The organism is Amaricoccus sp., from assembly GCF_036846665.1.
GTDB lineage: Bacteria > Pseudomonadota > Alphaproteobacteria > Rhodobacterales > Rhodobacteraceae > Amaricoccus.
The window spans coordinates 1-11,696 of record NZ_DAIUBO010000117.1 but is presented as its reverse complement, the minus strand read 5'-3'; the positions used below and the strand labels follow the sequence as shown (position 1 = coordinate 11,696).

10 protein-coding genes are annotated in these 11,696 nt (G+C 70.7%); 7 read left to right on the top strand and 3 right to left on the bottom strand.

Translation table 11 applies throughout. The annotated features are described in order from the left end of the window. The 3 genes from V7050_RS12360 to V7050_RS12350 form a co-directional block, all read right to left on the bottom strand. On the bottom strand, positions 1-1,062 hold a 1,062-nt coding region (locus V7050_RS12360; RefSeq protein WP_324410599.1), incomplete at its 3' end, for a hemin-degrading factor. 4 nt (positions 1,063-1,066) lie between these two features. Then, positions 1,067-1,375 carry an antibiotic biosynthesis monooxygenase family protein gene (locus tag V7050_RS12355; protein ID WP_324366855.1) on the bottom strand — a complete coding sequence of 103 codons (309 nt, stop codon included), beginning with the start codon at positions 1,373-1,375 and terminating at the stop codon, positions 1,067-1,069. A 25-nt stretch (positions 1,376-1,400) separates the two neighbouring features. Continuing rightward, positions 1,401-3,446: a TonB-dependent hemoglobin/transferrin/lactoferrin family receptor gene (locus tag V7050_RS12350; protein ID WP_324366853.1), complete on the bottom strand. Its 2,046-nt coding sequence runs from the start codon at positions 3,444-3,446 to the stop codon at positions 1,401-1,403. A 365-nt stretch (positions 3,447-3,811) separates the two neighbouring features. Between V7050_RS12350 and V7050_RS12345 the strand changes: the two genes are divergently transcribed. From V7050_RS12345 to rnr, 7 genes are all read left to right on the top strand, one after another. Further along, positions 3,812-4,309, top strand: a complete 498-nt coding sequence (locus V7050_RS12345) for a twin-arginine translocation pathway signal (RefSeq protein WP_324366851.1) — start codon at positions 3,812-3,814, stop codon at positions 4,307-4,309. 47 nt (positions 4,310-4,356) lie between these two features. Next, a complete protein-coding gene (locus tag V7050_RS12340; RefSeq protein WP_324398258.1) occupies positions 4,357-4,926 on the top strand; it encodes a ferric reductase-like transmembrane domain-containing protein in 570 nt (189 codons plus the stop codon). A gap of 538 nt (positions 4,927-5,464) precedes the next feature. Then, entirely contained in the window at positions 5,465-6,358 is an 894-nt protein-coding gene (locus V7050_RS12335) for a metal ABC transporter substrate-binding protein (RefSeq protein ID WP_324366847.1), read from the top strand. A gap of 82 nt (positions 6,359-6,440) precedes the next feature. Further along, the gene (locus V7050_RS12330) at positions 6,441-7,355 is read left to right on the top strand and encodes a manganese/iron ABC transporter ATP-binding protein (protein WP_324366844.1); all 915 of its coding nucleotides are present in this window, start codon (positions 6,441-6,443) and stop codon (positions 7,353-7,355) included. After that, positions 7,352-8,215, top strand: a complete 864-nt coding sequence (locus tag V7050_RS12325; protein WP_324366842.1) for a metal ABC transporter permease — start codon at positions 7,352-7,354, stop codon at positions 8,213-8,215. The genes V7050_RS12330 and V7050_RS12325 overlap by 4 nt, the downstream gene beginning before the upstream one ends. Then, entirely contained in the window at positions 8,212-9,045 is an 834-nt protein-coding gene (locus V7050_RS12320; RefSeq protein WP_324366840.1) for a metal ABC transporter permease, read from the top strand. Before V7050_RS12325 ends, V7050_RS12320 begins: the two co-directional genes overlap by 4 nt. Before the next feature lie 498 nt (positions 9,046-9,543). Further along, the coding region (gene rnr / locus V7050_RS12315; protein ID WP_324410597.1) for a ribonuclease R at positions 9,544-11,696 on the top strand (2,153 nt) is incomplete at its 3' end.

Below are 11,696 nucleotides of genomic sequence, written 5' to 3'. Positions count from 1 at the left end.
GGCGCCGAGCCCGGTGACCAGCGCCCGCCAGTCGGCGCGCTCGCGCTCGCCGGCCCTGCGCAGGCCGAAGACCTGCACGATCACCTCGCCGCCCTCGTCGTAGAGCTCGAGCGAATGGATGTCGCCGTTGACGGAGGGCTTGCGGACCACGAAGGCTTCGGCGATCCGGTCCTCGCGCAGGTGCAGGTTGAAGCGCGGATCGAGCACGTTCAGCCAGGGCCCCATCGTCTCGATGCGTTCGACCGTGCCGGACCGGATCTGCACGCAGCCGGGATTGCCCACGAAGACCATGACCGGCAAGGCCCCGGCCGCCGCCCGGCTCAGCGCCTCCCGCATCGCCGCCCGCGGCGCGGGCCGCGCCCGCTCGGGCCCCGCGAGCCGCATCGCCTGGGCCCGCCCGACGTCGAAGCGCCGCAGGAGCCCGAAGAATTCGTGGGTATGGCCGAGCCCGTCCCAGGCCGCGCGCAGCCCGGCCGCGTCGATGGCCGCGTCGGGCCGGGCCGCGGCCGGCGTCGGCGGCGCCTCGAAGCGGGCGGGCGCCGCGCCGGCATCGCTCGCCGCATCGGCGGCGCTTCGGAAGGCGGCGGCGTCGGTGGCGGCCGTGGCATAGACCTTGAGCATGGCGAGGCCGGCGCCGTCGAAGAACTGCAGGCTGCGCCGCGGGCCGGCGGGCGTCTCCTCCTCGAGGAGATAGGCATGGGCCCAGCGACCGGTGAAGAGCCGCAGGTCGATCTCGCCGACCACCTGGCCCATCGCGCCCTGGAATTCCGGCGCATCGAAGCGGCCATGGGTCTCGATCACGCAGGATTCGTTGCGGGTGAGCGCCATCACCTCGCCGGCCGCGGGCAGGCCCGCGAGCAGCGCGCCATAGCCTTCCCGCGCGTCGGGCCGGGCGAGCCGCAGGGCGGCGCCGGTGGCGCGCCGCGCCTCGACCAGCGCCGCCTCCGGCACCCCGAGCGCCGCCGCGGCGTCGCGCATCCGCAGCCGGCCGCGCTCGTTCCGCAGCGCCGCCTCGCGGGCGAGCAATTCCTCGGGGCGGTCGATCACCATCGCCTCCGCCATCGCCTCACACCCCCTCGATGCTCGAGAAGCCTTCGAACTCGGGATGGCCGAGATAGAGCGGCTTGTTCAGTCCCGCGTCCCGATGGGCCTCGCGGAACTGCGGCGACGTGGTCCAGGCGCGGAACGACGCCTCGTCCTCCCAGATCGTATGCGAGGCGTAGAGCGTGTGGCTGTCGAAGGACGGCCCGCGCAGCAGGTTGAATTCGACGAAGCCTTCCATCTCGTCGAGCCGGGATCTGCGGTTCCGCCACAGCTCCTCGAAGGCGGTCTCGGAGCCGGGCGTCACCCGGAAGCGGTTCATCGCCACATACACGGCGGTCTCCTCGCGTTGGCTGGGATCAGAACAGGACGGTGGCGGTGAGCTTGAAGGTGCGGCCGGGCTGGTTCAGGCCGTTCGGGTAGATCATGTATTCCTCGTCGAAGAGATTGTCGATCCCGGCGCGCAGGACCGCGCCTTGAAACCGCGGCGCCTGGGGCGCCCAGGAGCCGAAGACGTCGACGGTGGTCCAGGCCTCGCCCGGCTCGGCGCCTTCGGGCACGTCGTCCTGCCTGGCGGCGAAGGTCGCTTCGACGCCGAGCTCCCAGGGGTCGGACGGTCGATAGCCGAGCGTCGCCGACAGCCGGTCCTGCGGGATCGAGCCGAGGGCGGAGCCGTCCTCGGCTTCGCCGCGCGGAACGGTCAGGGCGAGCCCGCCGAACCAGAGGCCGGCGTCGTAGGTGACCGCGCCCTCGAAGCCCCAGAGCGTCGCGTCGACGTTCTCGGTCGTCGTCGTTCCGCCGAGGAGCACGCCGCCCGGCACCGGGGTCGCGGTCGAGAAGTCGATGAAGGTCACCGTCTGGTCGATGAAATCCTCGACGTCGGCATAATAGCCATTGGCGCTGGCCGTGAGCTGGTCGCCCTCGCGGAAGACGCCGCCGCCGGCGTAGCGCGCGCCGATCTCGTACTGGGTCGACTTCTCCGGCTCGAGCTCCGGGTTGGGCACGAATTCGTTGATGCCGGTGAAGGTCGCGCCGGGCCCGAGCGGAAAGCCGCCCACGGCGAAATGCACACCGTCGTTGTAGAGCTCGGTCAGGCCCGGTGCCCGGAAGGCTCGCGCCAGGTTGCCGTAGACCTGCCAGTTCTCGGTCGGCCGGTAGCTGACGCCGAGCCGCGGCGACCAGAAGCCCTCGTTCACGTCGGCGAGCCCGTCCGCGTCCGGATCGCGGCCGTAATCGTCGTAGCGCAGCCCCGGCACGATCTCGAGCCGCTCGGTGACCTGGATCGTCGCCTCGGCGAAGACGCCGATGGTGTCGGCCTCCGCGTCGGGGAACTGCGGCTTGGCCTCGCCGTTGCGAATGCCGGACTGGGTGTCGCGGAAAGCCTCCAGCCCGTAGACGACCGTCATCGGCACCCCGGCCGCGAAGCTGGAGCGGTTGACGATCTCGAAGCCGGTGGTGTCGTAGTCGGTGACGTCCGCGCGGCCGTCGCTCAGCCGGTCCTCGGTGATCTCGAGGCCGTTGTAATAGCCGAGCACGGACAGGTCGACGAGATCCGAGCCTTCGGGGGCATAGGTCCAGGCGAGCCGGGCGGTCGAGACATCGGCGTCGCGGTCGACGTCGGTGGTCGGGTTGCTCAGGTCGTTGCCGTTGACCGGCACCGTGCCCTGGTCCCGGTAGAGCGAGCCGGAGAGCTCGAAGCGGCTCGCGGCATTCGGCTCGTAGCCGAGCTTGACGAGGCCGTTCACGATGTCGAGCGCCGAGGCCTCGATCGCGTCCCCCGCCCCGTCCACGAGGTTGTCGCCCATGGGCTGCCAGCCGATGTAGCCGAGGGCGTCGACATCGCCGCTGCGACCGGCGAGGCTGGCGCTGGCCTGGCCGATCTCGCCGTTCGAGGAATAGCCGCCGAGCAGCCGGCCGCCGAAATCGTCGCCCGGCGCGAGGATGTCGTCCACGTCGCGGGTCTCGAGCGCGATGACGCCGCCGAGCGCGCCCGAGCCGTAGAGGGTCGAGCCGCCGCCGCGGATGATCTCGACGCGCTCGACGAGGTCGGGGTCGATGAAGAAGCGCCCGCGGTGGGCCTGGTCGAAGTTGAAGCGCCCGCCGTCCAGCCTGAGCACGATCTGGTCGTTCTGGAAGCCGCGGATGTTGGGCTCCTGCGCCATCGAGCGCGGTCCGCCCTCGATCGTCAGGCCCGGCGCGTCGCCGATCAGTTCCTGGAAGTCGGTGGCCTGCTTCACCGCCAGGGCCTCGCCCTCGATCACGGAAGCCGCGACCGGGGTGTCGAGCAGCGGCCGCGCGTCGCGGGCCGCGGATACCACCAGGATCGGATCGAGCACGAAGCTCTCCTGCGCCGCTGCGGACGACGCCAGCAGAGTCGCGGCGGCGGCCGCCATTGCGTATCTCACGTTCAGTCCCCCACCCAGGCTTCCCTCGGACGGCGGCGGGACCTCGCGGATGGCTGGGACGCTTGCCGTTGGCGATGCTGCTAGCCATTCTTGACTAATTATGTCAAGTTTCTTCTTCGAGCCTTGGCGGGCCTTGCCTTCGATGGCGATGGCGGCGCTGCGGCTGGTGGCACCGGCGGTTGGGATGCGGGCGACCATCCGGGGCGAAGGACCACCCAGGGCCATCACGATCCCGTGGGGTGCGCTTCTTCGCAGCCCCATTGCGGCGTAGACTGTCGAGCGAGGGCGATGGTCCGACGCCATTCCGGACCCTGCGGGCGCGGCCGAAAGGCGGCTGGCCCGGGGGCATGGCAGGAGGGATCGCGATGATTCAGAAACACCCGTGCCGCCGCACCGTTCTCGCGGCCCAGGCCGCTCTCGGGCTCGTGCTCGTCACCGGCGTCTCGGGCGTCCTCGTTCCCGCCCGCGCGCGGGGCCTCGCGCCCACGCCGTCGATGCGCGGCGGCTCCAACAACTACCTCCCCGGCGCGCCCATCGTCGAGCGGATCGGCGGCGGCGGCTTCTGGATGACGGGCACCGTGCGCCGCGCCGGGGACGGCGCACCGCTGCGGGGCGTGCGCATCCAGATCTGGGCGCATACCACCGAGGGTCACGAGCGCGACCCCCAGAGCCACGGCGCGACCCTGACCGATGCCAATGGGGCATTCCGGCTGGAGATGCCGCAGATCGTGCCCGCCTTCGGTCAGCCGCATGGCCATCTCGCCTATGACAGCGGCGAGTTCGAGACGGTCTTCCTGCGCCCGGTGATGCGGAGTGCGCGGGAAACCACCCTCAGCGCCGACTTCGTGCTGCAGCCGGTCTGACCGGAATGGGCCCGGCCCGTGCAGCCCTCGCCTGGGCCGCCCTGGGCATGGCGATGCTTCTGCCTATCGGGGTCGCCGCGACGAGCCCGCTGCTGGCCTGGCGAGGCCCTGTCTACATCCTGGCCGGCCTCGCCGGGGTCGTCGCGATGGCGCTGCTCCTCCTGCAGCCGCTGCTGGCGGCGGGGTATCTGCCGGGGCTGCGCCTGCCGCGTGGCCGGCGCCTGCACCGCTGGACCGGGGCGGCGCTGGTTGGGGCGATCCTCGTGCATGTGGGAGGGCTCTGGGCGACCAGCCCGCCGGACGTGATCGACGCGCTCACCTTCACCTCGCCGACGCCCTTCTCCGCCTGGGGCGTGATCGCGATGTGGGCCCTTTTCGCCGCCGCGCTCCTGGCCGGGCTGCGCCGGCGTCTGCGCCTGCGGCCCCGCCTCTGGCGCTTTGCCCACACGGCCTTCGCGGCGGTGGTCGTCGCCTGCAGCGTCGTGCACGCCATGCTGGTCGAGGGCACGATGGGGACGGTCTCGAAGGCGGCGCTCTGCGGCCTCGCCCTTGCCGCGACGGCGAAGGCCCTGCGCGACCTGCGCAGCTGGGCATTCCTGACAAGCCGGATCGTCTGAATCGCCGCGGGCCCGCCGCGATGGACCCGATTTCCGCGCCGGGTCGAACCTGCTTGCGATCGCAGCATCCACGGGGCATCGGTCGGTACGGATTCGCCTCGGTCGGGGGCGCGCTCATGTCGACGCCGCATGATTTCGTCGCTCGCGATCTCGGCCACCTCCCCCTGTCGATGTCGACCGGGCGCTCCTGCGCCGGGGCGGGTGGGGCCTCGTACCGCGCCTGCGGCCCTTCGAGGCGGATCCTGCGGACCAGTCCGACCTCCGCGAGAGCCGGCAGCGTCCGGATGGTCCCCGGCCCCCGTCAGGCGCGACAGCAGCATGTGCTGCGCGGCTGCACGCAAGCCCGCGTCGCGCAGCGCCTGAGCAAACGCCGTCGCCTGCGCCGGCATCCATTCTCCGCTTCGATCTGTGAGACCGTCTCCAGCGCTATCCATATTGCGAAAGCGTCGCATTTGCAGTTGACTTGTGCGACTGCATCGCATTTACGATCATGCCATCGAAAGCGACGGAAAAGGGGATCCAAGGGATGCATGGAGCCATGACGCGCCTTCTCGGCGCGGTGACGCTCTCGGCGCTGCTGGCGGGGGCAGCCACGGCCGACGAGGAAAGGATGAAGGTGGTGACGACCTTCACCGTGCTCGCGGACATCGCGGGCAACGTCGCGGGCGACAAGGCCGAGGTGGTGTCGATCACGAAGCCCGGCGCCGAGATCCACGGATACGAGCCGACCCCGCAGGACATCGTGCGGGCGCAGGGCGCCGACCTGATCCTGTGGAACGGCCTGAACCTCGAACGCTGGTTCGAGAGGTTCCTGACGAACCTCCGCGACGTTCCCTCCGTCACGGTTTCCGAGGGGATCGCGCCGATCCCGATCAGCGGCGGCGAGTACGACGGCAAGCCGAACCCCCACGCCTGGATGGGGCTCACCTCGGCGGAGGTCTATATCGACAACATCGCCGAGGCCTTCTCCGAACACGACCCGGCGCATGCCGACGACTACCGGCGGAATGCCGAGGCCTACAAGCGGGCGCTCCTCGAGACGATCGAGCCTCTCAAGACGAAGATCGCGCAGATCCCCGCAGACCGCCGTTGGCTGGTCAGCTGCGAAGGTGCGTTCAGCTACCTCGCGCGCGACCTCGACATGCAGGAGCTCTTCCTCTGGCCGATCAATGCCGACCAGATGGGGACGCCGCAGCAGGTGCGCGCCGTCATCGACGGCGTCAGGGAGCACCAGATCCCGGCGGTGTTCTGTGAGAGCACGGTCAACACCGCCCCGGCGCAGCAGGTCGCCCGCGAGACCGGGGCGCATTACGGCGGCGTCCTCTACGTGGACAGCCTTTCGGAGCCCGACGGACCGGTGCCGACCTATCTCGACCTCCTGAAGGTGACGTCCGGGACCCTCGCCAACGGGCTGACAGCGGGAATCAACTGAGCGGGTCGGTCAGCTTCTCCGCCTTCGCTGCGCAGCCTGCGCAGCGAAGGTCGGCCATGGAACGGCAGGCAAGGACGGCAGCATGCGCGCCATCACCACATCCCCCGACCCCCGCGAGGAAGCGGGCCCGAGCGGCGGCATCCTCGCCCGGGACGTGACGGTCACCTACCGCACCGGCCTGACCGCCCTCCGCCATGCGTCCTTCGAGATCCCGCGCGGCACCGTCACCGCGCTCGTCGGCGTCAACGGCTCCGGCAAGTCGACGCTCTTCAAGGCGATCATGGGCTTCGTCCCCGCCGCGCAGGGCGAGATCCGCGTGCTCGGCATGAGCGTCGCGGAGGCCCTGAAACGCAACCTCGTCGCCTATGTCCCCCAGGCGGAGGAGGTCGACTGGACCTTTCCGGTCCTCGTCGAGGACGTGGTCATGATGGGCCGCTACGGCCACATGGGCTTCCTCCGCCTGCCCGCGCCCGCCGACCGCGCCGCGGTCGACGCCGCCCTCGCCCGCGTCGGGATGCAGGACTTCCGCCGGCGCCAGATCGGCGAGCTCTCGGGTGGGCAGCGCAAGCGTGTCTTCCTCGCCCGCGCCCTCGCCCAGGACGGCCAGCTCATCCTGCTCGACGAACCCTTCACCGGCGTCGACGTGACGACCGAGGAGCAGATCGTCACCCTCCTGCGCGAGCTCCGCGCCGAGGGCCGGGTCATGCTCGTCTCGACCCACAACCTCGGCTCGGTGCCCGAGTTCTGCGATCGCGTCGTCCTCGTCAGGAATACAGTCCTCGCCTATGGTCCGACCGAGACCACCTTCACCCAGGCGAATCTCGAGCGGGCGTTCGGCGGGGTGCTGCGCCACTTCACCCTGAGCGGCGCGGCGCTCCACGACGACGACGATCCGCGCCAGGTCTCGATCCTCACCGACGACGAGCGGCCGCTGGTCCGGTACGGCGACCGGACTCGCGTCCATGAGAAGGTCCATGAGAAGGCGGCGACGCGATGACCCTGCTCCTCGAGCCATTCGGCTACGGCTACATGACCAACGCCATGTGGGTCTCGGCGCTGGTCGGCGGCGTCTGCGCCTTCCTCTCCGCCTATCTCATGCTCAAGGGCTGGTCGCTGATCGGCGACGCGCTCTCGCATGCGGTCGTGCCCGGCGTCGCCGGCGCCTACATGCTCGGCCTGCCCTTCGCGCTCGGCGCCTTCCTCGCGGGAGGGCTCGCGGCGGCGGCGATGCTGTTCCTTTCGGAACGCTCGGGCCTCAAGGTCGACGTGGTGATCGGCATCATCTTCACCTCCTTCTTCGGCCTCGGCCTGTTCATGGTCTCGGTCAATCCGATGGCGATCTCGCTCCAGACGATCACCATGGGGAACATCCTCGCGATCACGCCGCAGGACACGCTCCAGCTCGCCATCATCGGCGTCGTATCGCTCGGCGTGTTGCTGGCGAAGTGGAAGGATCTGATGGTCGTCTTCTTCGACGAGGCGCATGCCCGCTCGATCGGGTTGCGCCCGAGCCTGCTCAAGGGCGTCTTCTTCGTCCTGCTGTCCGCCTGCGTCGTCGCGGCGATGCAGACGGTCGGCGCCTTTCTCGTCATCGCCATGGTCGTGACGCCGGGTGCGACCGCCTATCTCCTCTGCGACCGCTTCCCCCGGCTCATCGCGCTTTCGGTCGTCATCGGCACGGTGACGAGCTTCGTCGGCGCTTACGCGAGCTACTTCCTCGACGGCGCGACCGGCGGGATCATCGTCTGCCTTCAGACGCTGGTCTTCCTCGCCGCCTTCGTCTGGGCGCCGAAGCACGGGCTGCGTGCCGCCCGCGCCCGCGCCGCCGCGGCGCTGCGCACGGAAGCCGCGGCATGATCGAGACCCTCGTTCTGCCGTTCCAGTTCGGCTTCATGCAGAACGCCTTCCTGATCGGCGCCATCGTCGCCGTTCCGACGGCGCTGCTCTCCTGCTTCCTCGTCCTCAGGGGCTGGGCGCTGATGGGCGACGCGGTCAGCCACGCGGTGCTCCCCGGCATCGTGCTCGCCTATGTCCTCGGCTTCCCCCTTCTGCTCGGCGCCTTCGGAGCCGGCATGGTCACGACCCTCGCCACCGGCTACCTTTCCTCGAACAGCCGGGTGAAGCAGGACACGGTCATGGGGGTGGTCTTCTCCGGCATGTTCGGCCTCGGGATCGTGCTCTACACCTCGATCACCTCGGAGGTGCATCTCGACCATATCCTCTTCGGCAACATGCTCGGCGTCGGCGCGCACGACCTCTGGACGGCCGGCTCGATCGCCCTCGCCGTCACCGCGGCGCTGCTTCTGAAGTGGAAGGATCTGATGCTCCACGCCTTCGACCCGGCGCAGGCGCGCGCCTCCGGCCTGCCGGTCCGCCTTCTCCATTACGGGCTCCTCGCCATCCTGTCGCTCACCATCGTCGCCACGCTCACGGCGACCGGCCTGATCCTCGCCGTCGGCCTCCTCATCGCCCCCGGGGCGGTCGCCTTCCTGACGGTGCGGAGCTTCGGCCGCATGCTCGCGGTCGCCTGCCTCGTCTGCCTCGCGGCGATGCTCGGCGGCGTCTATCTGAGCTTCTTTCTCGACAGCGCCCCTGCCCCGACGATCATCCTCCTCATGACCGCGATCTTCGTTGCCGCCTTCATCCGCCACATGCGGCTGGCCAAGAGGGCGTCCCCGGTCCCGTAGGCCCCTCGATGCCGGACCTGCCCGAGGCGGCAGGGTCGCTCCCGCGGCCCGTCCAAGGCGCAAGCCGATGATCCTGGGTCGGCCGTTCGTCCGGCGCGGGGCGACGACCGGGGTGCGTCCCGATCGCTCCGGGCCACAAGGACCGCGCGCGAGGATCGCCTTCGCCGCGGCCCGGCGGGCGCGGGTCATCTGCCAGAGCCTCCAGGTCGGCGAGCCGACGCCGAGACGAAGGCCGCGACCATCCGATCTCTTGCCGAGTGCGGCCCCGCGGCAGGCGTTGTCCATGAGCGGCATCGATCCGTTCCCACGCCGGCCCTGTCGCCGTGAGTCCGGGGATGTCCGAAATCCGATGACCGATTCGCCGTCGGATCGGGAACCCGGACTCGGGCAGTATTCCGGCAGACGATCGGAAGCATGGCATCGTCACCCTCGGGCGGGGTTGCGGCATCGCGGGAGATTCCGCGTGCCGCGCGCCGCGGCCCGTGATACTCGGCGCGCATGAAGCCGCTTCCGACGCCCGAGCAGATCCTCGCCTTCCTGCGCGACAATCCCACCCAGACCGGCAAGAAGGAGATCGCGCGCGCCTTCGGGCTCAAGGGCGCGGCGCGGGTCGCGCTGAAGCAGATGCTCGCGCGCATGGCCGAGGACGGGCTGATCGGGAAGCGCCGCAGGCGGCTGCGCCCCACGGGCGAGCTGGCGCCCGTGCTGGTGCTGCGGGTCACCGGCGCCGATGCCATGGGCGATCTCTGGGCGGAACCGGCTGAATGGGATGCCGAGGCCCCGCGGCCGCGCATCCTGCTGCACAGCCGCAGGGACGACCCGGCGCTCGGCGAGGGCGACCGGCTGCTCGCCCGGCTGCAGGACGGTGGCGGGGGCGAGGCGCCGCTGGCGGCGCGGGTGATCCGCCGGATCGGCATGGGGCCGAAGCGGATCATCGGCATCTATCACGAGGGCGAAGCGGGCGGACGGATCGCCGCCATCGACAAGAAGATCGACCGGGACTGGCAGGTGGCGGCCGGCGACCGCGCCGGGGCGCGCGAGGGCGAGCTGGTCGAGGCCGAGCAGAGCGGCGATGCGCGCGGCCACGGGCTGCCGCGCGCGCGCATCATCGCCCGCCTCGGCGATCCTTCCGCGCCGCGCTCGGTCTCGCTGATCGCGATCCACGAGCACGGGATCCCCGACGACTTTCCCGAGGACGCGCTAGCCGAGGCGGAGGCGGCGCGCCCCGTTTCGCTCGGCGCGCGCGAGGATCTGCGGCATCTGCCCTTCGTCACCATCGACCCCGCGGATGCCCGCGACCACGACGACGCGGTGCATGCCGCGCCCGACGACGACCCGGCCAATGCGGGCGGCCAAGTGGTCTGGGTGGCGATCGCGGATGTGGCGCAATACGTGCCGCCCGGATCCGCGCTCGACCGCGAGGCGCGGCGGCGGGGCAATTCCACCTATTTTCCCGACCGGGTGGTGCCGATGCTGCCCGAAGCCCTGTCGGGGGGGCTCTGCTCGCTGCACGAGGGCGAGGAAAGGCCCTGCATCGCCGTGCGCATCGTGCTCGATGCCGACGGCCACAAGAGGTCGCATCGCTTCGCCCGCGCCCTGATGCGCTCCGCCGCCTCGCTCACCTATGCCCAAGCCCAGGCCGCGGCGTCGGGCCGGCCCGACGCCACCACCGAGCCGCTCGCGGAAAGCGTCATCGCGCCGCTCTGGGCGGCCTGGCGCGCGGCGCATCGCGCCCGCGACCAGCGCCAGCCGCTGAACCTCGACCTGCCGGAACGGCGCATCCTGCTCTCGGAGGAGGGCAAGGTGATCTCGGTCGCGTTCCGGGAGCGGCTCGATGCGCATCGGGTGATCGAGGAATTCATGATCCTCGCCAATGTCGCGGCCGCCGAGACGCTGGAGGCGAAGAAGCTCCGCCTGCTCTACCGCGTCCACGAGGAGCCGAGCCCGGAGAAGCTCGAGGCGCTGCGCGAGATCGTCGATTCGGTCGGCCTGACGCTGGCGAGGGGCCAGGTGCTCAAGACCGCGCATCTCAACCGCCTGCTCGACGGCGTCGCGGGCACCGAGCATGCGGAAATGATCAACATGAGCGTGCTGCGCGCCATGACCCAGGCCTATTACGCGCCGGAGAACTTCGGGCATTTCGGGCTTAACCTGCCGCGCTACGGCCATTTCACCTCGCCGATCCGCCGCTACGCGGATCTGGTCGTGCATCGGGCGCTGATCCGGGCGCATCGCTGGGGCGACGACGGGCTGAGCCACGAGGAAGAGGCGGCGCTCGAGGAAACGGGCGAGCATATCTCGATGACCGAGCGCCGCTCGATGATGGCCGAGCGCGACACCACCGACCGCTATATCGCCGCCTGGCTCGCCGACCGGGTGGGCAGCGAGTTCGAGGGCACGATCGCCGGCGTCGCCCGCTTCGGCCTCTTCGTGCGGCTCGACGAGACCGGGGCCGACGGGCTGATCCCGATCTCCTCGCTCGGGACGGAGTATTTCCGCCACGATGCCGAGAGCCAGACCCTGACCGGCGAGCGCTCGGGCCGCGTCCTCGGCCTCGGCCAGCGCGTGACGGTGCGCCTCGCGGAAGCGGCGCCGATCACCGGCGGGCTGCTCTTCGAGCTGCTGGAGGTGGAAGGCCGGAGGATGCCGAC